The organism is Polynucleobacter sp. AP-Elch-400A-B2 (assembly GCF_018688355.1).
In the GTDB taxonomy this organism is placed as follows: domain Bacteria; phylum Pseudomonadota; class Gammaproteobacteria; order Burkholderiales; family Burkholderiaceae; genus Polynucleobacter.
This window is the reverse complement of record NZ_CP061317.1, coordinates 2,071,864-2,094,292: the sequence shown is the minus strand read 5'-3', so window position 1 is coordinate 2,094,292 and position 22,429 is coordinate 2,071,864. Positions and strand designations below refer to the sequence as shown.

Here is a 22,429-nt window from a genome sequence, read left to right as displayed (position 1 = left end):
ATTTTTAGAGGATTCATTGTAGCGACCCCATAAAGTTATCCACAAGGCAGAAAAACGTGGAAAACCTGTGGATAACTTGTGTACAACATAAAAAAAACCATACAAATTAATGGTTTATTGAATTACCACCAAATAAATAGCGAAAAATACCTATATATTCTTCTATAGCGGTTGACCTTTTGTCGAGCAACAAGGAAAATACTGGGTTTTGCAGGATGAATCATGAAAAGAACATACCAACCCTCAGTAACACGCCGTAAACGCACTCACGGATTCCGTATTCGCATGAAAACCAAGAGTGGACGCGCGGTATTAAATGCCCGTCGTGCTAAAGGTCGCAAACGCCTCGCCGTTTAATTTAGCAGTTGAATAGCGCCAGGATTTCTGAATTACTAAAAACACGCCCCAAGACAAGTTTGTGTTGGGGTTTGTATTTGGCTTCCCCGAATCAGGGCGAAAAACCAGATTTAGGTATTGCGGTAGCTAAAAAACTGGCTAAACGTGCCGTAGATCGCAACCAACTAAAGCGCATGATTCGTGAGTTGCTTAGAAACGCTCAAGCAATAAGCCTTAACAGTGATGTTGTCGTGAAGCTAAAAAAACCAATTGGTCGAGAAACGCGCGGCAGACTCCGGAGTAAAGAAAAAGAAGGCCTGCGAGCGCAAATTGTGGGGCTAATTTAACGTGCGCCTACTGAATAAGCTGGCCATTAAGCTTGTGAGGCTTTATCAAATAACCCTCAGCCCCGTTGTTGGTATGCACTGTAAATTCATGCCCTCATGCTCACAATATGCCTGCGACTGTTTTGCTAGTTACGGATTTTTCAAAAGCTTTAGGCTGATGGTGTGGCGCATCTTGCGTTGTAATCCATGGTCACAAGGCGGACACGACCCTGCAGTAAAACCAACATCTCATCATCTTTAAGTGAATGCAAATGGACTTTAAAAAAACAATTCTTTGGGCGGTCTTCTCCATGTCGGGTTTGTTGTTGTACAACAACTGGCAGGTTCATGAGGGCAAGCCATCGATGTTTGGTGGGCCCGTAGCAACCTCCCCAGCGCCTGCAGATAAAGGTGTGGGCGGCAGTAAGACTGATGTTCCTAGCCAATTATCGAGCGCACCAGTAATTACAACAACACCAATTATTAATAGTGACGCAATGGCGAGCGCGGAAAAGTTCACGCTACAGAACGATGTTCTTGTGTTGAAAATTAGCTCAAGCGGTGCAAATGTCGTAGATGCAAAGTTACTAAAGTCTTTCACACCAGAAAACAAACCTGTTGAGTTATTTCAGTACACATCTACACACAAATACTTCGCACGCTCCGGGTTGATATCTTTAAACAGCGACCTTCCAAATCACACCAGCAACTTTAAGATGGTCCAGTCTGGAAAAGATGAATCAGGCCGCCCATTTATCGTCTTAGTTAGCGAGCGCAACGGCGTTAAGCTTGAAAAAACTTTCATCCTTAACCCAGGAAGCTATGTTGTAGATGTTGGGCACCGCATTACACAAACTGCCAACAACCCCAACCCACTTGTTCTATACACCGAGATTGTTCGTGATGCTTCACAAGAGCAAAAAATCGGCCCTTTTGACGGTGCATTTTCAGCAAGCACATTTACTGGGCCGGCAGCCTACACAGATAAAGAAAAGTTTAATAAGCTCGAATTCACTGCAATAGATAAAAACAAAATCACCATTCCTACTCAGGTGGCTGCTGGTGAGCCTGCATGGATTGCAATGGTTCAGCACTATTTTGCTAGCGCATGGATTCCGAGCGATAAGGCTGTGCGTGATATCTACGCCAACAAAATTGATAACAATCTCTACCGAATTGGTATGCAAACTCCGTTGGGCGTGGTCCCTGCAGGCTCTACTGTTGTAGAAAAAGCCAGACTATTTGTCGGTCCGCAAGAAGAGCGTGTGCTAGAAACAATCGCCCCAGGCTTTGAGTTGCTCAAAGACTATGGCTACTTAACCATTTTGGCGAAACCCATTTTCTGGCTCTTGGACAACATTCATTCTTATGTTGGTAACTGGGGTTGGTCAATTATTTTATTGACCATTTTGATTAAGTTGGTGTTCTTCCCGCTGTCAGCCGCAAGCTATAAATCGATGGCGCGCATGAAGGAAGTACAACCCCGCTTGGCCGTAATGAAAGAGCAGTTCAAGGGTGAGCCACAAAAAATGAATCAGGCGATGATGGAAATGTATCGCAAAGAAAAGATTAACCCACTCGGCGGTTGCTTGCCAGTGGTGATTCAGATTCCAGTATTTATCGCTTTGTACTGGGTGCTACTGTCATCTGTTGAGTTGCGTGGCGCCCCTTGGATTTTGTGGGTTCACGACCTCTCGTTGCCAGACACATCCATTAGTGGCTTGATTGGCTTAAAGTCAATTCCAATTGGAATTTTGCCAATCATCATGGCGGCCTCTATGTTTGTCCAAACCAAACTTAATCCAACGCCACCCGACCCAATTCAGGCGAAGGTAATGATGTATATGCCTTTAGTTTTCTCAGTCATGTTCTTCTTCTTCCCTGCGGGCTTGGTTTTGTATTGGGTAGTGAACAACCTACTATCGATTGCTCAGCAATGGCAGATCAATCAAATGTTTGGAAAGAAGTTGGCTAAATAAATTTTTGGCTGCTGAAAATATATAAGGAGTACCCGCAATGATGACGAGAAAGCTGCCCATCATTGCGCTTGCCACCGCACCTGGCAAAGCTGGTGTCGGCGTCATTCGCATTAGCGGGCCCCAGCTTTTGCCTATGGCCATGGCCTTATTTAATAAGGCGCTAACACCAAGGCAGGCAAACTTACTCACTCTTCGAGATGCGCAGGGCGAGTCCATCGACCAACTCCTTGCCATTTACTTTGCAGCCCCCGCCTCTTTTACGGGGGAGGATGTCTTGGAGCTGCAATGCCATGGCGGACCACAACTTTTAGAGTTGGTCATGAAGCGATGTCTTGAGCTGGGAAAAGATCAAGGCTTAGTAATTGCTGAGCCCGGCGAATTTTCTTTACGAGCCTACCTTAATAACAAAATTGATTTAGCCCAAGCTGAGGCGATTACGGATTTAATTGATGCGCAAAGTGCAGCAGCGGTACGTGGCGCAGCACGCTCCTTGCAAGGCGCGTTCTCAAATGACATTAATAGCCTGATTGAAGAGATTACCCAATTGCGCATTTTGGTGGAGTCCACCCTAGACTTCCCTGAGGAGGAGATTGAGTTCTTGGAGAATGCTCAAGCTCGTGAACGCCTGAGCGCTGTAATGCAAAAGCTATATGCGCTAAGGGAAGGGGCGAAGCAGGGCAAGATTTTGCGTGACGGCATTCAGCTGGTTTTGGCTGGCGCGCCTAACGTTGGAAAAAGCTCTCTTCTAAATCGCTTAGCTGGCGAAGAGGTGGCTATTGTTACGCCTATCGCAGGAACCACAAGAGACCGCGTTAAGGAGAGTATTACTATCGGCGGTGTTCCTATGCACATCATTGACACCGCAGGCTTGCGTGAAACCAGCGATTTAGTTGAGGCCAAGGGGATCGAAAGATCATGGGAAGCCATTGGGGCGTCGGACCTAGTTATTTTTCTACAAGATCCAAACTCGTCAGAGGCAACTACAGCTTCCGAAATTTTGGAGCTAAAAGCTCAAATACTAAAAGTGCTCCCGCCCAAGTGCCCAGTGCTGGAAGTCAATAACAAATCAGATTTATTGGGCGGTCCCATACCCAATCAAGACGGAAAGCAAGCCTTGTTTATTTCAGCCAAGACGGGCGAGGGTATCGATGCTCTAAAACAGAAGATTTTAGAGTTGGTAGGTTGGGGCGGCTCTCAGGAGGGTGTGATTGTGGCGCGCAGGCGGCACTTAGATTGCTTAGATAGGGCCGCTACCCACCTAGAGCAATCTCAACAATTTGCCGCTAATGGCAATGTATCGCTGGAGTTGTTTGCAGAAGAGCTCCGTTTGGCACAAGATCAGCTCGGACAAATTACTGGGAAGCTACTCCCAGACGATCTTTTGGGCAAGATATTTAGTCAATTTTGTATCGGTAAATAAAAGACTTGCTCTTGGCAGATTCGCTCATAAAAAAGACGCCCGAAATGTTAAAATAGTGCGATCAAAAATATTAAATTTCATAGGACTCTAATGACTATCAACACCAACGTACCTGAATACGTAAAAAACCAAAAACTGATTCAATGGGTTGCAGATGTAGCCGCCTTAACCAAGCCAGACAACATTCGCTGGTGTGATGGCACCCAAACTGAATACGATGAATTTTGTGAGCTGCTGGTAAGTAAAGGGGTGTTCAAGCGCCTCAACCCTACTAAGCGTAAAAACTCATTCTTAGCCTTGTCAGACCCTGATGATGTGGCTCGCGTTGAAGACCGTACATTTATCTGCTCTGCAAATAAAGAGGATGCGGGCCCCACAAATAACTGGGTAGATCCAGTTGAGATGCGCACAACACTTAAGCCATTATTTGATGGTTGCATGCGCGGTAGAACAATGTATGTAGTGCCATTTTCTATGGGTCCAATCGGCTCCCCAATCGCCCACATCGGCGTTGAGCTTTCTGACAGTCCTTATGTTGCCATCAACATGCGGCTTATGACCCGCATGGGTCGCGCTGTTATTGATCAGCTGGGCGCTGCCGGCGAATTTGTCCCCTGTATTCATACTGTCGGCAAGCCTTTAGCGGCTGGCGAAAAAGATATGACTTGGCCTAATAACAAAACTAAGTACATCGTCCACTACCCAGAAACGCGTGAAATTTGGTCTTTTGGATCTGGTTATGGCGGCAACGCTCTCTTGGGTAAAAAATGTTTTGCATTACGTATCGCATCTAACATGGGGCGTGAGCAAGGTTGGCTCGCAGAGCATATGTTGATTTTGGGCGCAACCTCGCCCGAGGGTAAGAAATACCACATTGCTGCAGCATTCCCATCGGCTTGTGGAAAAACCAACTTCTCAATGATGATCCCGCCAAAAGGGTTTGAGGGCTGGAAGGTAACAACGATTGGCGATGACATTGCTTGGATTAAGCCCCGCAAAGATCCGGTCACCGGAAAGACTCGTTTATTCGCAATTAACCCTGAATCAGGATACTTCGGTGTTGCTCCTGGAACAAACCGATTAACTAATCCAAATTGCATAGACTCCCTTAACCAGGATGTTATCTTCACCAATGTTGGCCTAACCGATGATGGCGATGTTTGGTGGGAGGGTTTAACTGATGCCCCTCCAGCGCATTTGATTGATTGGCAGGGCAAAGACTGGACTCCAGCAGACGGCGCTGCTGGACGCAAGGCTGCTCATGCTAACTCACGATTTACTATGGCCGCCACTAATAACCCAGCCGTTGATCCTCATTGGGATGACCCCGAAGGCGTTCCAATCGATGCGTTCCTGTTTGGAGGTCGTCGCTCTACTACTGTTCCATTGGTAAGTGAGGCTCGTGATTGGGTTGAGGGTGTTTACATGGCCGCAACAATGGGCTCTGAAACTACTGCTGCGATTACTGGTGAAGTTGGCGTTGTGCGTCGCGATCCTTTTGCGATGATTGCATTTGCTGGCTACAACATGAGTGACTACTTCCAGCATTGGTTAAATATTGGTGAAAAACTTGCAGCTGAAGGCGCGGTGTTACCAAAAATCTATTGCGTTAATTGGTTCCGCAAGGATGAGGATGGTAAGTTTGTTTGGCCGGGGTATGGCGAAAATATGCGCGTTCTCTCTTGGATCCTGGCACGCGTTGAGGGTAGCGCAAAGGGCTCAGAAACAGTCTTTGGGATCTCTCCAGGGCATGCAGATATGCACTGGGATGGCATCGACTTCTCCATCGAAAAGTTTGAGAAAGTAATTGCTGCCTCAGTTGACGAGTGGAAGAGTGAGCTCAAATTACACTCTGAATTATTTGATCGCTTAGGTGATCGCCTGCCGAAAGAGCTTTTAGAGATGCGGGCGAAAATTGAGAAGCGCTTAAACGCCTAGGCGCCCCTAGAAATTTAAGAAGCCTTTTTAACAACACCATTATTGAATGACCTCACCCCAACACCATGACATTGTGGTGATTGGGGCAGGCATTGCAGGTGCGTGCATTGCCAGTGAGCTCCTCGAGCGCGGCCAATCAGTTTGCATTGTTGATTCTGCCCCCCGCCCTGCATCAGCATGTTCAAGTCACGCATACGCTATTGCTCATCCCCATGTTGGACGAGGCGCCCCCCGCTTAATACGCTTAACACGCATTGCATTTTTGATGGCAGAGGCTCGCTGGGGCCAGATGTGGAATCAGCATGGCATCTTTCAACCAAACAAGAGAGACAAGGCGTTTAGTCGTGATGATGTCGCAAGCTACCTCAAATCACTTGAGTTTGATGAAGGTATGGCTCAAGCACTTGATGCGGATGAAGCATTACAAATTTGTGGCATTAATCAAAATGGTATTTGGCTTCCACGGGGTGCATCACTAAACTTATCTGAGGCAACACTGGGTGCGCTAAAACCCCATCCAAAACTGACTTGCTGCTGGAATGCTCCTGTAGCTCGACTAGAGAAAGTCGATGCGGGCTGGCAGTTAATTAACGCTCAAGATGAGTGCATCATGACGGCTGGCAAAGTCATTATTGCAGCGGCACTAGAAACTAAAAGTTTGGCCGCAAGCATAGATGTACGCCTTCCTTTGAGGCCGGTCCGCGGACAGCTAAGCATTTTTTCTGTTGATCAAAATAGTTCGTGGGCACCAAAACTTCCGCTCACCGCTATATCTGGCGACGGCTACTGCTTGCCTGCAAAAAAATTGCCCGAGGGAAGTTACCAGTGGATAGTGGGCTCTAGTTTTGATGAGGGTGAATCGGATCATCAAGATTGGAATTCAAGCGATGACTTTAATCGCGAGCAAGCAAAAGGCTTATTAAATTACCTAGAGGGAGATGCAGAGCAACTTCAAAAGGCGGGAAGTTTTGTGGGTATTCGTTGTGTTGCGGGCGATCGCTTGCCGATCATTGGCGCGCTAACTCAACGCCCAGGAATATTTTTAGCAACAGCCCTGGGGTCGAGAGGCGCACTTTGGTCGGCTTTTGCGGCCAAGCTGATTACAGCTCAAGTGCTCGAAGATGACTTCGCCTTGCTGGCACGTTTAGGTTTTGCCACAGATTTAGTAGCTGCACTTGCGCCTACTCGTTTCTTTGCCGGAGCTTTAGCTGCAGCTCCTGCTTTGGGCGCTTTAGCTTCAAACTCAAAACCAATTTTACCATCTGCGCCCAAGGCAAGATAAGCCTTAAACCCACGGCCAGTTCGGTTAGATTTGAAGTTGGTTAGCAAATCGGTTTTGCCTTCGGTAAGCAATTTTTGAACTTGCTCAGCAGAAATTTCTTGTTGTAAAACAACCTTACCGGTTTTGAAATCACATGACTTATCTGGGCCAGTGTTTCTTTCGCACAAGTAGCGCATGCCATCTTCGTATACAGCACCAGAACACTTTGGACATACACCTAAAGCCTGTCGGCCAGTAAAGTCGATTGCTTCAGATTCATCTTCTTGAGTGTTGCCAAAATCAAATTCAAGCTTAAAGCCCGCGTTTGGATAATCAGCATCATCTTCAGGGATTTCACTCAACTTAATAATTGCTGCGAATGGCCTTCCTATTTTGCTGCGGAACCCTTGTAATGGCCCAATCGTTTTTTCACGCAGCAGCTCTTCTACCTCGGGGTATTCAAAGGCGCGGCCACCAGGAGTTTTGCTAATCGTAAATCCACACTTCTCGCATGCAAAGCGGCGATAGTTTTCTTTAACAGCGCCTTTGCAATGGGGACACGGCGTGGACATAGTCGCATAGTCACCGGGAATTGTATCGCTGTCATACTCTTTAGCGCGCTTGACGATGCGTTGCGTCATCTGTGCAATTTCTTGCATGAAGGTATCGCGATTCATCTCGCCACGCTCAATCAGGGAGAGTTTATTTTCCCAGCTACCAGTGAGATCGGGTCTGGTTAATTCTTCAACATCCAAGCCGCGCAAGAGCGTCATCAATTGGAATGCTTTAGCAGTTGGTATTAGCTCACGTGCTTCGCGCACCATATAGCGCTCTGCCAGCAGGCCTTCAATAATGGCAGCACGGGTTGCGGGTGTGCCCAGGCCTTTTTCGGCCATCGCTTCACGCATGTCATCATCATCTACCCATTTGCCAGCACTCTCCATTGCCGATAATAAAGTTGCTTCGGTATAGCGCGCTGGCGGCTTGGTTTTTAATGGGATCGCCGCAATAGATTCATTTTGGACGGTTTCGCCTTCTTGCACGGCCACCAACTCATCATCCGCTTGATTGGATCTACCGTATACCGTCAGCCAACCTGGTGTGACCAGTACGCGACCTTCAGTTTTAAAGTGATGTCCCGACGCTTCGGTGATGCGAGTAGTGACGCGGAATTCAGCTGCTGGATAAAAGACCGCCAAAAAGCGACGGACAACCAAGTCATACAGCTTTTGTTCTGGTTCGCTGAGGATCTTTGGGGACTCTAGAGTTGGGATGATCGCAAAGTGATCAGATATTTTTGAGTTATCAAAAATACGTTTGTTCGGTTTGATCCAGCCATATCCTGCCTTAGCTTTTGGATCCTTGGGGTCACCTTGTAAAATTTGTTTGGCGAAGGAGCGGTATTCTTGTGAGTTTTCAGCCAAGTTTTCCATGGTCTGTTTCACGGTATCTAAATAATCTTCAGGCAAGGCCTTAGCATCAGTACGTGGATAGGTCAGCACTTTATGGCGCTCGTAAAGCGCTTGGGCCAAGCCCAAAGTATTTTTAGCAGAGAAGCCAAAGCGCGCATTTGCTTCACGTTGCAAGCTCGTTAAATCAAACAGTTGAGGTGCTAATTGAGTTGCTGGTTTAGCCTCTTCTTTAACGCTCGCTTTTTTATCGCGACACGCAGCCACAATACTTTGTGCGGCAGCTTCACTCCAGAGACGATTCTCGCGTGCATCTGGAGCCGCAGCATCTTTCTTAAATTTAGGATCAAACCAGCGTCCTTCATATACGCCGGCTGCAGCAATAAATTCAGCCTTCACCTCCCAATAGTCTTTGGAGATAAATTTCCGAATCAGCTCTTCGCGCTCAACTACGATTGATAGTGTTGGTGTCTGTACTCGACCTACTGTCGTTAGAAAGAATCCACCGCTCTTGCTGTTGAATGCGGTCATCGCCCGCGTACCGTTGATACCAACTAGCCAATCCGCCTCTGAGCGGCAGCGTGCCGCATCTGCGAGGGGTTGCATATCAGTATCGCTGCGCAGGGAGGCAAAGCCATCGCGAATGGCTGCCGGAGTCATGGATTGGAGCCAGAGCCGTTTAATAGCCTGCGGTGCTTTTGCATGCTGTGCAATTAAGCGGAAGATCAGCTCACCTTCGCGCCCTGCGTCACATGCGTTAATGAGTTGATTGATGTCTTTGCGCTTAATCAGCTTTTGCAATACCTTCAGTCGCGATTCAGTTTTAGCGATCGGGCGTAAGTCAAAATAGGGAGGCACAACTGGAAGATTGGCAAACGACCATTTGCCACGTTTGACATCAAATTCTTCAGGTGCGGCAATTTCTAATAGATGGCCAACTGCCGAGGAGATAACAAAGTCATCGTTCTCGAAATAGTCCTCATATTTAGTGAAGCCACCCAAGGCCTTGGCAATGTCATTCGCAACGGAGGGTTTCTCCGCAATGATCAGAGTTTTAGGGTGATCAACGCTTGAAGTCTTGGGGCTGCTTTTTTTGGTAGATGCTTTAGTTGCCACGCGTTTTGCCTAAATTTGAGCTTGAAATGATGTTTTTATGGGTGAAAACGGGTGACCAATTTAAACCAGATCTTGGCCAGACCTTTTTCACACCCCTTTTTTATTATTAACCGATAAATTGACAAAAGTCCAAAAAACTCATTTTTAGGGCTTTGGTAAGGCCCTATTAAAACCCTGATTTTTCTTAAAATAGTGCTTTAAAGGCCTTTAAATGAGGTTTTTGACCATTTTGGCAGCTCCTCGAGGATGTCTTGTGGGGATTGAACTAGCTTGGCGCCTTGCTGCAGTAGTTGATGGCAGCCCTTAGAAAGCGGGCTGTGGATTGACCCAGGAATCGCAAAAATCTCACGACCAAGCTCACAACCTAGCCTAGCTGTAATGAGCGAACCAGAGCGCTCGGCCGCCTCAATCACGAGTATTCCAAGAGACAAGGCAGCAATGATGCGGTTCCTGCGCGGGAAGTGCCAAGCTTTTGGCCCTAGACCTGGAGCCAGCTCAGACACCAGGAGCCCACTGTTGGCGATGGCTTGGGCCAGGTCTAAATGCTCTCGAGGATACACAATATCTAGCCCACAACCGCATACCGCTATGGTTCGATGCCCCTGATTTTGCCCAAGCGCACCTCGGTGAGCCGCCCCATCAACACCTCTGGCCAGTCCGGAAATAACGAGAAAGCCCTCGGCAGATAGGGCTTGCGCAAAATAGTAAGCATTCCTGATCCCTTCCGGGCTAGCGGCGCGTGACCCCACAATGGCAATCATGGGTAAATCCAATAAGCGTATATCCCCATACGTATAGAGTGAATTGGGCGGATCAGATAAATCCAATAGACGAGCTGGGTAGTCGGGGGTATTTCGATGAATTTGGATGATGTTTGGATTTTTGGGTGTGCGCATATGGCAATTTTCAGCCTGGGGCTGCAGAGAACTATCGGGACAGTCTGATTACTCTGTTGGATAATTCCGATATGGCTTTATTAACCGTCCTTTGTTATCCAGACCCACGCCTACATAAGGTTGCCAAACCTGTAGCGCTGGTGGATGCACGCATCAAAAAAATTGTGGCTGATATGGCCGAGACAATGTACGAAGCCCCCGGAGTTGGTTTAGCTGCAACCCAGGTAGACGTTCATGAGCGCATAGTAGTGATTGATGTTTCTGACAATCAAGATCAATTAATGGTATTCATTAATCCAGAATTAGTTTGGGCAAGTCCAGAAAAAAAATCTTGGCGCGAGGGTTGCCTCTCGGTGCCTGAATATTATGATGAAGTAGATCGCCCAGCTGTTGTCCGAGTTAAGGCGCTTGATATCAACGGCAAAGAATTTAAAGTAGAGGCAGACGGCTTGTTAGCGGTTTGTTTGCAGCATGAGATGGATCACTTACAAGGCAAGGTATTTGTTGAGTACCTCTCTATGTTGAAGCGCAACCGTATTTCTCTCAAAATGAAAAAGCGCGCAAAAGAATTAGTAGGCGAGCGCTAAGCGCCCAATGAAAATTGTTTTTGCTGGCACCCCGGAGTTTGCTGCGCAAGCAATGCGTGCAATAGAAAAATCTGGCCATCAAATTGTGCTAGCGCTAACGCAGCCAGACCGTCGTGCAGGTCGCGGCATGCATCTTCAAGCAAGCCCTGTAAAAGTATTTGCACAAGAGAAAAATATTCCGGTGTTGCAGCCTGAAACTCTCAAGCAGAATCATGCAGACTTGCAGAAAAGAGCGGCGGCACAAGAGATTTTTCAATATTTATCTGACATTGATTTTGATGCAATGGTTGTCGTTGCTTACGGACTAATTCTTCCCCAATCCATTCTTGATCTTGCTTCTCAGAATGGGAGATATGGTTGCTTTAATATTCACGCCTCTGTGCTGCCAAGGTGGCGTGGTGCAGCGCCAATACAGCGCGCCATCGAGAGCGGTGATGACCTCACGGGTGTGAGTATCATGCAAATGGATGTGGGCCTCGATACGGGCGACACCGTTCTTGTGGGCGATCTAAAAATCACACCTCAAGAGACTAGCGTATCACTACATGACCGTTTGGCGACCTTAGGTGCCGAGCTGATAGTCAAAACTCTGAATGACTTAAGCGAAGGCATCGCGATCGCAAGAACTCCGCAGCCTATAGATGGAGTGACTTACGCAGAAAAAATATTAAAGAGTGAGGCAGAAATTGATTGGCATTTAAGCGCCATAGAAATCGATCGACGTATTCGAGCATTCAATCCATTTCCTGGATCCACCAGTAGTTTGAATGGTGAGCAAATGAAATTCTGGAACTCTTGTTTGCCTAGTAAGGCAGAAATATACCAAGATGCCACCCCAGGACGGGTCTTAGGCTTTAGTGAAGATGTTGTGTATGTTCAGTGTGGAGATGGCGTGATTGAAATCTTAGAAATGCAAAAGCCTGGCGGAAAAAAAATTAGCGCGAGCGCTTGTTTGCAGGGCTATCGTACGCAGAAAAAAATAATGCAGTTCAAGAAAGAGTAATTTGACCGATCAAAAAACACCACGCAGTCTGCCACTATCAGAGGCAATTACTATTTCTGCGCAAGCAATCGGTGAGGTGATGGCAGGTCGATCGCTCACCGAAGTGTTAGATCAGCTAGATGCCCATGAGCGGCCCATTGTCCAAAGTCTTACATTTGATGCTTTGCGTAAGTGGGTGAGATCACACGAATTCATTCAACAATTTATTCCAAAGACGCCCCCAATAGAGGTGGAGTACTTATTAAGTGTTGCGATTGCTTTATTTTTGCAAAGTGGATCTGATGGCAAGGGTTATGCAGCGCATACGATCGTTGATCAAGCTGTAAAGGCTTGTAGTGAATATGAGCCCACGATGTATGCAAAGGGTCTGGTGAATGCAGTGCTTCGCAAGGTGAGCCTCGCGGTGCAGGCTGAGAATGAACAGCCTTATCCGCCAGATCCCATTCCCATGTTTTTTCCGCCCTGGTGGCGAGCTAGTTTGAAACGAAACTATTCAAAGGCCTGGCAAGCCATGCTGATTCAGCAGGCTCAACGAGCCCCCTTGATTTTGCGGGTAAATGCTCAACAACATACGCGTAAGGAATATCAAGAGTTATTGCGCGAGGCTGGTATCGCAGCTGAACCAATTGATAGTATTGCTGGGGTCACATTGGATTCTGCTTTGTTATTGCACGAGGCGGTGCCAGTTTCAGACTTACCGGGCTTTTATAGTGGCGCGGTTTCTGTTCAAGATGCAGGCGCACAAATTGCGGCTGTATTGCTGGACCCAAAACCGGGTGAGCGCATATTGGATGCCTGTGCTGCACCTGGTGGAAAAACTGCCCACTTACTAGAGTTGGCACAATGCGACATGACTGCTTTGGAGCTAGACGGTGAGCGCCTCGGAAAAATCGGCGGCAATTTAGATCGCTTGCGCCTGCAGTCTGGTGTCGTTCGCGTGGTGCGCGGCGATGCCTCAAAGGCAGCATGGTGGGATGGCAAGTTATTTGACAAAATTCTTTTGGACGCACCTTGCTCTGCCTCGGGCATTGTTGCAAGGCATCCGGACATTCCGTTTTTGCGGCGTGAGGCCGACATTAAGGCCTTGCAACTGAGGCAGCGTGCTATTTTGGAGCAAGCCTGGAAGATCCTGAAGATCGGCGGCACACTTTTGTATGTAACTTGCTCTGTGTTTCCAGAGGAGGGTGAGGAGCAGGCAACATGGTTTGCTGCGGAGCATGCTGATGCATTACGATTAAGCGCACCTGGGCAAATTTTGCCTGCTGAGCTAAATGACGGTTTTTACTATGCTTTGTTTAAGAAAAGTGGGCCATGAGCCAAGGTATTAAACAACTCACCCTTTGTGTCTTGATGGCCTTGAGCCTATTCTCCGTCGCGGTAAGTGCAGAGGGAATCAAGCTCAAAACTGCCGATCTGGAGCGGGTGGATAACGATTGGCTTCTGAATGCCACATTTAAGATTGAGTTGACGCCAGGCTTAGAAGACGCTGTTCAAAAAGGCATTGTTTTATATTTTCAAACTGAGTTTGATTTAACGCGGTCGCGTTGGTACTGGTTTGATGAAAAGCCTGCGCTTGCACAGCGATCAATACGTCTTTCTTATCAGCCAATGACTCAGCAATACCGCATTGCTTCTGAAGGCTTTACCTTCTCTGCAAACACGATATTTGAGGCTTTGCAGGCCGTGGGAAGCATTGGGGGTTGGCGGGTAATTGATAGCAGTCAAATTGATTCGAGCAAGTCTTACACTGCAGCGTTAAGAATGAGCTTGGACTTAAGTAAGTTGCCCAAGCCATTTCAGGTGAATGCGCTCAACAATCGCGATTGGAATATCTCAAGCGACTGGGTGCGCTTTCCGTTTTCATCAAATGGCCCTAACTTGATTAAACGATGAAGATATCTTTAGACTTCATTGGCTCAAATGCGTTTGAGAAAGACGCCTGGAAAAGGCGTGCATTGCCCATGGCCATGGTGCTGATTGGTGCCTTTGCGCTTTTATTGTTGGCACTCTTATCAATTGCAACATCCAATACCGAGTTTTTCGATAATTACTTTATTTGGCTTTATGCAGCCAATGTGGTGGTTGGAATCTGCTTGACCTTGGTCATTTTGACCTTGGTGATTGTGATTGCGATTCGTTGGCGCAAAGGGCGTTTTGGAACCCGCTTAGTCGCAAAGTTGGCAATGATCTTTGCTTTGGTTGGAGTTGTCCCAGGATTAATTTTGTATGGAGTTTCTCTACAGTTCGTATCCCGCAGTATTGAAACCTGGTTCGATGTTCAGGTGGAGTCCGCGCTAGATGCTGGTCTTGAATTAGGGCGCGTTACCCTGGGCGTTGCTCAAGAAGAAATTCTAGCCGAGGGAAACTACATTGCCGAGCAAATTGTGCAGGTCCCGTCCGGCACGACCTCTGATCAAGTTGGCGCTACGGTAATGAAGATTCGTAATCAATTTGGTATTCAAGAGGTAAGCCTGTTTGATATTCGGCGCAGCCTGATATTGACAAGCGAGTCACGACCCAACAAATATTTTCCTGCACCCAGCCCTGACGTAATTGCAGATGCATTTAAAAAGAAAGGCATCACTTTTGTAGATCAAATTGAAGTGAATGGTGGTCAGCGCGGCTATCGAGTCAGGGCGATTGTGCCGATTGTTCGAAAAAAACAGGCCTCTGGCAAAGATATAGAAGATAAATATTTTTTACAGTTAGTGCGATTCATTCCTGAGCCATTAGCCAAGAACATTGTTGCGGTTGAATCCGCCTATAGCGACTATCAAGAGAAGTCATTGGGCCGGACTGGTTTGCGAAAAATGTTTGTGGGTACACTAACTTTAACTTTATTCTTTGCCTTATTTGTTGCCGTTACTTTGGCCTTAATTCTGGGTCGCCAGCTGGCTCGGCCGCTACTGATGCTTTTAAAAGGAACCCAAGCTGTTGCTCAGGGTGATTTATCACCTAAGCCCGAATTAGATACGGGTGACGAGCTAGGAATGTTGACGCGTCAATTTAACGTGATGACCCGTCAGCTTGCTGATACCAGAACTTCTTTACAAGAATCCAAATCATTTTTGGAAACGGTATTAGGCAACTTAACTGCCGGCGTTTGCATCTTCGATAAGAATTTCAATATGGTTTCTAGTAATGCCGGTGCTGATCGTATCTTTGGACAAGATTTAACGCAAATGGATGGGCACCCTTTAAGCGATAGCCCCAGTCTTGTCGAGTTTGATCAAGCAATTAAAGAGGGCTTTGCCACCATGAGACTGACTGTTGGCATAGAGGGCGGTCAAGCAGCAAAAGATAAAAATACATCAGCGCCAGTATGGCAAAAGCAGATTCAGCTTCATAGTACAAACGAGTTTGAAAACGAACCTGGCGTCACTTTGTTTATTCGCGGCACTGAATTGACGGCAGATTTGCGCATGGTGGTATTTGACGACATCACTGACGTAGTGAGTGCACAGCGCTCGATTGCTTGGAGCGAGGTGGCCAGACGTTTAGCCCATGAGATTAAGAATCCATTAACCCCCATACAGCTCTCAGCCGAGAGGCTGCAGCATAAGTTGGCCGGCAAGTTGAGTCCTGAGCAGGAAGAGATGATGAATCGCAGCACGGAAACCATCATTGGGCAGGTGCAGGCCATGAAACAAATGGTGAATGACTTCAGGGACTTTGCCAAGACGCCTAGTCCGCAACTGAAGCCTGTTTCGATCAATACTTTGACGCAAGAGATTCTGGGTTTGTATGAAGGAAGCCCCATAAAGACCCAGCTGGACCCACGAACCCCAAATATTATGGGCGACCCAACGCAACTCAGACAAATTATTCATAATCTTTTGCAAAATGCCCAAGATGCTACTCTTGAAGGCGTTCATCAATCTGAGCCGGTTGAAGTAAAAACAGAATTAGTGCCTTATGGCGAATTGAGTGGTGTGCCACAAAATGCGGTGCGTTTAACAATAAGTGATAGCGGTTCAGGTTTTCCAGCTAAGATATTGGCAAGAGCCTTTGAGCCCTATGTAACAACGAAGAGTAAGGGCACAGGGTTGGGATTGGCGGTAGTGAAGAAAATAGTAGATGATCACGGAGCCAAAATCGAAATCCGCAACCGCATGCAGGCGGATGAGGTAATCGGTGCAAAAGTATCAATATTGTTTATGAATCTGGCAAAAGAGGCGGCATAAGGAATGGCAAGTATTCTGGTGGTCGACGATGAGATGGGAATTCGTGAGCTTCTCAATGAGATTCTGACGGATGAGGGCCATACCGTGTATGCGGCTGAGAGCGCTATGCAGGCTCGTACAATTCGTGAACAAATGCGCCCAGACCTGGTCTTGCTTGATATTTGGATGCCAGATGTCGATGGAATTAGTTTATTGAAAGAGTGGTCTAAGACTGGGCAGCTCACCATGCCAGTGGTGATGATGTCAGGACATGCTACGATTGATACGGCTGTTGAAGCTACGCGTATAGGCGCACTCAATTTTTTAGAAAAGCCTATTGCACTTCAAAAGTTACTCAAGACGGTGAGTAAGGCCTTAGAAAGCTCACCCAAGTATGTTGAGTCCGCTGAAGAAAAAGTGTCAGTGGCGTCTTCATCAAGCCCAAGTGCAAAAGCGGTAGTTAGCGAACAAGCCTCTCAAGTTCAGAGTGGTGAGTACATCAGCGGGATTGCAAAAACCTATTTTGATTTGCCGCTTCGTGAGGCTAGGGATTTATTCGAAAAAGCGTACTTCGAGCATCAAATGATCATCATGGGTGGCAGCATGACCAAAATTTCTGAATACACTGGTCTAGAGCGAACTCATCTATATCGCAAGCTAAAAGCTTTGGGAATCGATACCTCGCGCAATAAGGCTGAACAATAAGGCGCCTTGCCCATCATTGCCGCGAATGATCTAGAGGCTGTTGATACTGCACACAGCATCACCGTTGCGACGGATAATAGCGCCCATATCTTTTCGGAATTATTCCCATGGAAATAAAGGTTAATTTTCTCGATAAGCTGCGCCTTGAAGCCAAGTTCGATGACTTCACAGTGATTGCTGATCAGCCCATCCGCTACAAAGGTGACGGTTCAGCCCCGGGCCCTTTTGACTATTTCTTAGCTTCGTCAGCCTTGTGTGCGGCGTATTTTGTGAAGCTGTATTGCGACACGCGCAATATTTCAACTGAGCACATTCGCCTTTCTCAAAATAATATCGTCGATCCGGAAAATCGTTACCAGCAGATCTTCAAAATTCAAGTTGAACTGCCGGAAGATATTTCTGCTAACGATCGTCATGGCATTGTGCGCTCCATCGAGCGCTGCTCCGTGAAGAAGGTGGTGCAAGCAGGCCCAGAGTTTGTCATTGAAGTAGTTAAAAACCTAGACGCAGATGCTCAAACTTTATTGGCTTTAAAGCCAGATTCAAGCTTGAGCACTTACATTGCCGGCAAGGATTTACCGCTAGAACAAACTATTGCCAATATGTCTGGTGTATTGGCCAATCTGGGAATTAAGATTGAGATTGCCTCGTGGCGCAACTTAATTCCGAATGTATGGTCTTTGCATATTCGCGATGCCCATTCACCAATGTGTTTTACCAACGGTAAAGGCTCTACAAAAGAAAGCGCCCTTGCTTCAGCCTTGGGTGAGTATATCGAGCGACTGAGCAATAACCATTTCTACGCGGGCGCATTCTGGGGTGAAGAGATCGCCAATAGCGCTTTTGTTCACTACCCCAATGAGCGCTGGTTTAAGCCGGGCCCTAAAGATGCCTTACCTAAAGAAATACTGGATGAGTATTGCCTGGGTATTTTCAACGCTGATGGCGAGTTACGTGGCTCACATTTAATTGACACCAATTCTGGTAAAGGCGAGCGGGGGATTTGCTCCTTGCCTTATGTGCGCCAGTCTGATGGTGAGACTGTGTATTTTCCATCGAACCTGATTGAAAACCTCTACGTCAGCAATGGCATGAGTGCTGGTAATACGCTAGCTGAAGCCCAGGTTCAATGCTTATCTGAGATATTTGAGCGAGCAGTGAAACGTGAAATCCTTGAACGTGAAATTTCCTTGCCGGATGTTCCACAGGAGGTGCTTGCAAAGTACCCCAGTATCTTGGCAGGCATTCAGGGTCTTGAGGAGCAGGGCTTTCCAGTGCTGGTCAAGGACGCTTCGCTTGGTGGTGTATATCCAGTCATGTGCGTTACCTTAATGAACCCAAGAACAGGCGGAGTATTTGCCTCATTCGGTGCGCATCCCAGTTTAGAAGTAGCGTTGGAGCGGAGTTTGACTGAGCTACTACAGGGACGCAGCTTGGAGGGCCTTAACGATTTGCCCCCACCCACTTTTACTAGTGAAGCAGTCACGGAGCCAAATAACTTTGTTGAGCACTTTATTGATTCGAGCGGCATCGTCTCTTGGCGTTTCTTTAGCGCGAAAGCAGATTACGATTTTGTTGAGTGGGATTTTTCTGGCAAAGGTAAAAACTCGAATGATGAAGAGGCTGCCACCTTGTTCAGCATTCTTAAATCTCTTGGCAAAGAAGCTTACGTTGCGGTGTATGACCAGCTAGGGGCAATGGCATGTCGAATCTTGGTACCAGGCTACTCCGAGGTTTACCCAGTTGAAGATTTAATTTGGGACAACACGAACAAAGCATTGTTATTCCGCGCTGATATTTTAAATATATCCCATTTAGATGACACAAGTCTAAGCGGACTACTTGAGCGCTTAGAAAATAATGAGCTAGATGAGTACGGCGATATCGCCACTCTGATCGGTATCGAGTTTGATGAAAATACCCCTTGGGGTCAGCTAACAGTATTGGAGCTAAAGCTACTTATTCATCTTGCTTTAAAACAATTTGACGAGGCTCATGAGCTCGTTGGCGCGTTTCTTCAGTACAACGACAATTCGGTTGAGCGTAAATTGTTTTATCAGGCCTTAAATGCAGTGTTAGAGATAGCGCTAGCTGATGACTTGGAGCTTGATCACTACATAGTCAATTTACGAAGAATGTTTGGAAACGAGAGAATGGATGCAGTGGTTGGATCCATAGATGGAGCTACCCGCTTCTATGGCCTGACCCCTACAAGCGTGAAGCTGGAGGGCCTCGATAGGCACCATCGCTTAATTGACAGCTATAGAAAATTACATACTGCGCGCGCTAAAACTATGGCGCCTGCTGACTAAGGTTTTTTAACGCGCTCGCTCCAAAGCTGCCAAGGACGCCCGATGGTCTTTTCAATAGTCTCTTGAGATGCTGTTGCCTCGCCAGGCGTGAGGTATTGCACATTACCCATTTTCATCGCCTCAGATTGAATACTGGCATTCTGAATGGCGTAAATAGATCTGAAGACAACTTTTTTAATGGAGTCAGCGCCCGCCGCATAACCGTGGCCGCGCATTAGAACAAAGTACTGTAGGCCCATAGTTTTTGAAAGTGCATCCCCCAGATCATTATTACTAACAAACATATCAGTATCAATATTAGGTTTTGCAAAATTACGAATCTCAAATATTGGAGCACCCTCTCCTAAAAACGCACTCATATGATAGACCGGCTTTAAGGTAGATCCAGTCATGCCATAAGGCAGTATTGGGGCGGCATGACCATGAATGACAGAATTAATATCAGGGCGATTGCGTAATATGCCACTATGAATAAACCGCTCGCCGTAAGCTGTTCGTGTGTCTCCATGCAAGGCTTTGCCATTCATATCAAATTCCATAATGTCCGCAACAGTCACAACTGATGGGGCAACGCTTCTGGCCAAGAAGAAAGCATTTGGATTATTTGGATTTCGAATGCTGATATGACCATACCCATCTACTGCATTTTGGTCATACAGAATATGGTTCGCAAGTACAAGTTCCTCGACCGCAGCTTTCACCGCTGGTGATTCTGTCATTTGCTCTTGAACATTAGCGGACTGCGCAAGAAGAGGCGCCGCAAGTGATGCAAAGCATAGGAATTTAAATAAGTGGCGATTATTCATCATTCAACCTTACCGATTTTTTTCACAACATCAATCATCTGGGCTGACTCCTTATCCCAGTAGACTTTAAATTCTGGTGCATCCAGATATTGAATTGGGCTACCAGCACCATTTATCACCGACCGTACACGATCATCGCTTGCTGCAAGTTTAGCCACTTCGCGTAACTTGTTTGTAATTGCATCAGGGGTTGCGCTAGGAACAAATAAGCCTGCCCATTGAGCAAACTCGATCTTTACTCCCATCTCCTTGAAGCTAGGCACTTCGGGCATGCTCGCTAGCCGTCCATCCCCCCAATGCGCCAAGGCTCGAACCTTGCCAGCTTTAATTTGTTGAACGATGGATGATGGTCCGGTGGCTAAAGCATCTACTTGACCACCTAATAAGCCAATAATTGCTGGACCAGCTCCGGTATAAGGAACATGGACCATAAAAAACTTTTCCGATGATTTCAGCATTTCCATTGGCACATGCATCGTTCCGTAATTTCCGGAGGAGCCAAAATTATATTTGCCTGGATTAGCGCGCATTGCTGCAACAAATGACTTGTAGTCTTTCCATGGGCTGTCTGCCCTGACAACTAAAACTGTTGGGTCGGCAGTAAAGCGCGCAATTGGTTTTAACTGGTTTAACTGAAAAGACTGCTCTCGACCAACCACCTTATCTGCTTCGGGAATAATGGAGATTGAAGAGAGCGCCATCAAAATTGTATAGCCATCAGGCTTGGATTTCGCAACGGACGCCATGCCAATACCACCACCAGCACCGCTCTTGTTCTCAACAATGACCGACTGACCCAGAATGCGTGACATGGCCTCAGCAACTGGCCTGCCCACAGCATCTGCTACACCCCCAGGTGGAAATGGGACGACCATGGTGATTGGCCTACTTGGCCAGGCCTCCTGAGAAAAGCCAGGAGTAGAAAATAAGGCTAAGCCAGCGAGTATTAAAACGGAAGTAATTTTTTGTCTCATAGTATTTACTTGGTTATTATTTGATTTTCTTTTCACTCTACTACAATATTTAGTATTAAAGCCTAGGGTTTAAGACAAAATCCTAAATGGAGACAAAATCATGAAATACGCTACATTTTCGCTACTCAATGACCCTAGTAAAACCAGAATTGGTTCAATCTCCGAGGATGGTAAAACTGTTGAAGAGTTGGATTTAGGTGTAGATGTTAGTGAGGATGGCGTAGTAGCTATTTTGCGTGCAGATCTAGCGGGGAAGTTATCTAAGCCAGTATCAACCCATGCATTTTCCGACATTCATTTGTTGGCTCCGGTCCCAAGGCCTAGAAGAAATATCTTTTGTGTAGGTAAAAATTATCACGAGCATGCGAAAGAATTTTCTAATAGTGGGTTTGATGGTAGCGCTAAGCCTGGTGAAGACATTCCCTCACATGCCATCTTTTTTACGAAGCCTCCTGAATCTGTTACGGGACCAAATACAAATGTCATCATTCCTACTGCGGTTTCAACAGCAATTGATTACGAGGCTGAGTTAACTATCATTATTGGCAAGGGTGGAAAAGGTATTAGCGAGGCTGATGCAATGAAGCATGTGTGGGGCTACACTGCCATCAATGATGTAACTGCTAGAGATTGGCAGCAGCGTCATAAGCAATGGTTTCTTGGTAAGAGCTTTGACACTTTCTGTCCTATGGGACCTTGGGTCGTTACTGCGGATCAAGTTAATGCAGAGGATATTTCAGTGAAATGTTGGGTGAATGGTGAATTACGCCAGAACTCCAATACGAAGGATCTGATCTTTGATATACCAAACATGATTGCTACAGTTTCTGCTGGCATTACTCTTTATCCCGGCGATATCATCGCTACCGGTACTCCCGTGGGTGTTGGAATCGGATTTAAGCCGCCCAAATATCTCGTGAATGGCGATGTAGTAGTGGTTGAAATGGGTGGGATTGGTAGACTGGAAAATACCTTTATTGCAGAATAGGCGTCGATACATTTTGAACGGCTCAGGCAGTCCCGTCGCCAGTAAATCAATATAGCCAGCCTCAGTCAGCATGTTTTTCGGGCATGAGGACGGTTTCATTTATAATTAAAAGTCTTGGCCTGGTAGCTCAGTCGGTAGAGCAGAGGATTGAAAATCCTTGTGTCGGTGGTTCGATTCCGCCCCGGGCCACCAAGAATCACAATAGCCCAC

The 22,429-nt window shown here is 46.7% G+C and carries 18 protein-coding genes, 1 tRNA gene and 1 pseudogene; 16 read left to right on the top strand and 4 right to left on the bottom strand.

Features of this window, described 5'->3' with window-relative positions:
- The first annotated feature begins 222 nt into the window (after window positions 1–222).
- From rpmH to mnmC, 7 genes and pseudogenes are all read left to right on the top strand, one after another.
- Complete coding sequence (gene rpmH, locus FD977_RS10775; protein WP_011903922.1) at window positions 223–357, top strand: 50S ribosomal protein L34; 135 nt, start codon at window positions 223–225, stop codon at window positions 355–357.
- Window positions 358–434: 77 nt separating this feature from the next.
- On the top strand, window positions 435–683 hold the full coding sequence (rnpA, locus tag FD977_RS10770; protein ID WP_251369496.1) for a ribonuclease P protein component: 249 nt from the start codon (window positions 435–437) through the stop codon (window positions 681–683).
- Between the two features lies 1 nt (window position 684).
- A complete protein-coding gene (yidD, locus tag FD977_RS10765; protein ID WP_215305596.1) occupies window positions 685–924 on the top strand; it encodes a membrane protein insertion efficiency factor YidD in 240 nt (79 codons plus the stop codon).
- A gap of 10 nt (window positions 925–934) precedes the next feature.
- Window positions 935–2,641 carry a membrane protein insertase YidC gene (gene yidC, locus FD977_RS10760; RefSeq protein ID WP_215305595.1) on the top strand — a complete coding sequence of 569 codons (1,707 nt, stop codon included), beginning with the start codon at window positions 935–937 and terminating at the stop codon, window positions 2,639–2,641.
- 40 nt (window positions 2,642–2,681) lie between these two features.
- Entirely contained in the window at window positions 2,682–4,061 is a 1,380-nt protein-coding gene (mnmE, locus tag FD977_RS10755) for a tRNA uridine-5-carboxymethylaminomethyl(34) synthesis GTPase MnmE (RefSeq protein WP_215307142.1), read from the top strand.
- A 90-nt stretch (window positions 4,062–4,151) separates the two neighbouring features.
- Complete coding sequence (locus tag FD977_RS10750; protein ID WP_215305594.1) at window positions 4,152–5,999, top strand: phosphoenolpyruvate carboxykinase (GTP); 1,848 nt, start codon at window positions 4,152–4,154, stop codon at window positions 5,997–5,999.
- Between the two features lie 46 nt (window positions 6,000–6,045).
- Window positions 6,046–7,137 (top strand): annotated as a pseudogene (mnmC, locus tag FD977_RS10845) (FAD-dependent 5-carboxymethylaminomethyl-2-thiouridine(34) oxidoreductase MnmC); the annotation flags it as partial.
- Here mnmC and FD977_RS10745 read toward each other — a convergent pair.
- Window positions 7,107–9,785, bottom strand: coding sequence for a DNA topoisomerase III (locus FD977_RS10745; protein ID WP_371743112.1), 2,679 nt, complete (start codon window positions 9,783–9,785; stop codon window positions 7,107–7,109). The pseudogene mnmC and the gene FD977_RS10745 overlap by 31 nt on opposite strands.
- 197 nt (window positions 9,786–9,982) lie before the next feature.
- Window positions 9,983–10,681 carry a DNA-processing protein DprA gene (dprA, locus tag FD977_RS10740; protein ID WP_215305593.1) on the bottom strand — a complete coding sequence of 233 codons (699 nt, stop codon included), beginning with the start codon at window positions 10,679–10,681 and terminating at the stop codon, window positions 9,983–9,985.
- Window positions 10,682–10,752: 71 nt separating this feature from the next.
- On the opposite strand from dprA, the gene def reads away from it, so the two are divergent.
- From def to FD977_RS10705, 7 genes are all read left to right on the top strand, one after another.
- The gene (gene def, locus FD977_RS10735; RefSeq protein ID WP_215305592.1) at window positions 10,753–11,268 is read left to right on the top strand and encodes a peptide deformylase; all 516 of its coding nucleotides are present in this window, start codon (window positions 10,753–10,755) and stop codon (window positions 11,266–11,268) included.
- Between the two features lie 7 nt (window positions 11,269–11,275).
- A complete protein-coding gene (gene fmt, locus FD977_RS10730) occupies window positions 11,276–12,271 on the top strand; it encodes a methionyl-tRNA formyltransferase (RefSeq protein ID WP_215305591.1) in 996 nt (331 codons plus the stop codon).
- A 1-nt stretch (window position 12,272) separates the two neighbouring features.
- Entirely contained in the window at window positions 12,273–13,586 is a 1,314-nt protein-coding gene (gene rsmB, locus FD977_RS10725) for a 16S rRNA (cytosine(967)-C(5))-methyltransferase RsmB (protein ID WP_215305590.1), read from the top strand.
- Entirely contained in the window at window positions 13,583–14,164 is a 582-nt protein-coding gene (locus tag FD977_RS10720) for a DUF4390 domain-containing protein (protein WP_251369494.1), read from the top strand. Before rsmB ends, FD977_RS10720 begins: the two co-directional genes overlap by 4 nt.
- Window positions 14,161–16,455 carry an ATP-binding protein gene (locus FD977_RS10715; RefSeq protein ID WP_215305589.1) on the top strand — a complete coding sequence of 765 codons (2,295 nt, stop codon included), beginning with the start codon at window positions 14,161–14,163 and terminating at the stop codon, window positions 16,453–16,455. Before FD977_RS10720 ends, FD977_RS10715 begins: the two co-directional genes overlap by 4 nt.
- 3 nt (window positions 16,456–16,458) lie before the next feature.
- Window positions 16,459–17,139, top strand: coding sequence for a response regulator (locus FD977_RS10710; protein WP_215305588.1), 681 nt, complete (start codon window positions 16,459–16,461; stop codon window positions 17,137–17,139).
- A 107-nt stretch (window positions 17,140–17,246) separates the two neighbouring features.
- Complete coding sequence (locus tag FD977_RS10705) at window positions 17,247–19,451, top strand: OsmC domain/YcaO domain-containing protein (protein ID WP_215305587.1); 2,205 nt, start codon at window positions 17,247–17,249, stop codon at window positions 19,449–19,451.
- Here the strand turns inward: FD977_RS10705 and FD977_RS10700 are convergent.
- Together FD977_RS10700 and FD977_RS10695 are read right to left on the bottom strand one after the other, a co-directional pair.
- Window positions 19,448–20,260, bottom strand: coding sequence for a class II aldolase/adducin family protein (locus FD977_RS10700; protein ID WP_215305586.1), 813 nt, complete (start codon window positions 20,258–20,260; stop codon window positions 19,448–19,450). The genes FD977_RS10705 and FD977_RS10700 overlap by 4 nt on opposite strands.
- Window positions 20,257–21,231, bottom strand: coding sequence for a tripartite tricarboxylate transporter substrate binding protein (locus FD977_RS10695; RefSeq protein WP_215305585.1), 975 nt, complete (start codon window positions 21,229–21,231; stop codon window positions 20,257–20,259). Before FD977_RS10695 ends, FD977_RS10700 begins: the two co-directional genes overlap by 4 nt.
- A 100-nt stretch (window positions 21,232–21,331) precedes the next feature.
- Here FD977_RS10695 and FD977_RS10690 point away from each other — a divergent pair, with 100 nt between their 5' ends.
- Both FD977_RS10690 and FD977_RS10685 read left to right on the top strand, forming a co-directional pair.
- Window positions 21,332–22,219 carry a fumarylacetoacetate hydrolase family protein gene (locus FD977_RS10690; RefSeq protein ID WP_215305584.1) on the top strand — a complete coding sequence of 296 codons (888 nt, stop codon included), beginning with the start codon at window positions 21,332–21,334 and terminating at the stop codon, window positions 22,217–22,219.
- A 116-nt stretch (window positions 22,220–22,335) separates the two neighbouring features.
- A tRNA-Phe gene (locus FD977_RS10685) sits at window positions 22,336–22,411 on the top strand.
- The last annotated feature ends 18 nt before the right edge of the window (window positions 22,412–22,429 follow it).

Bases quoted from the DNA above. Each gene is read 5' to 3' on its own strand.
- FD977_RS10700 (WP_215305586.1), bottom strand. From the start codon at position 20,260: ATGATGAATAATCGCCACTTATTTAAATTCCTATGCTTTGCATCACTT.
- mnmE (WP_215307142.1), top strand. From the start codon at position 2,682: ATGACGAGAAAGCTGCCCATCATTGCGCTTGCCACCGCACCTGGCAAA.
- def (WP_215305592.1), top strand. From the start codon at position 10,753: ATGGCTTTATTAACCGTCCTTTGTTATCCAGACCCACGCCTACATAAG.
- FD977_RS10695 (WP_215305585.1), bottom strand. From the start codon at position 21,231: ATGAGACAAAAAATTACTTCCGTTTTAATACTCGCTGGCTTAGCCTTA.
- FD977_RS10710 (WP_215305588.1), top strand. From the start codon at position 16,459: ATGGCAAGTATTCTGGTGGTCGACGATGAGATGGGAATTCGTGAGCTT.
- yidC (WP_215305595.1), top strand. From the start codon at position 935: ATGGACTTTAAAAAAACAATTCTTTGGGCGGTCTTCTCCATGTCGGGT.
- FD977_RS10690 (WP_215305584.1), top strand. From the start codon at position 21,332: ATGAAATACGCTACATTTTCGCTACTCAATGACCCTAGTAAAACCAGA.
- dprA (WP_215305593.1), bottom strand. From the start codon at position 10,681: ATGCGCACACCCAAAAATCCAAACATCATCCAAATTCATCGAAATACC.
- rpmH (WP_011903922.1), top strand. From the start codon at position 223: ATGAAAAGAACATACCAACCCTCAGTAACACGCCGTAAACGCACTCAC.
- FD977_RS10750 (WP_215305594.1), top strand. From the start codon at position 4,152: ATGACTATCAACACCAACGTACCTGAATACGTAAAAAACCAAAAACTG.
- FD977_RS10715 (WP_215305589.1), top strand. From the start codon at position 14,161: ATGAAGATATCTTTAGACTTCATTGGCTCAAATGCGTTTGAGAAAGAC.
- FD977_RS10720 (WP_251369494.1), top strand. From the start codon at position 13,583: ATGAGCCAAGGTATTAAACAACTCACCCTTTGTGTCTTGATGGCCTTG.
- FD977_RS10705 (WP_215305587.1), top strand. From the start codon at position 17,247: ATGGAAATAAAGGTTAATTTTCTCGATAAGCTGCGCCTTGAAGCCAAG.
- fmt (WP_215305591.1), top strand. From the start codon at position 11,276: ATGAAAATTGTTTTTGCTGGCACCCCGGAGTTTGCTGCGCAAGCAATG.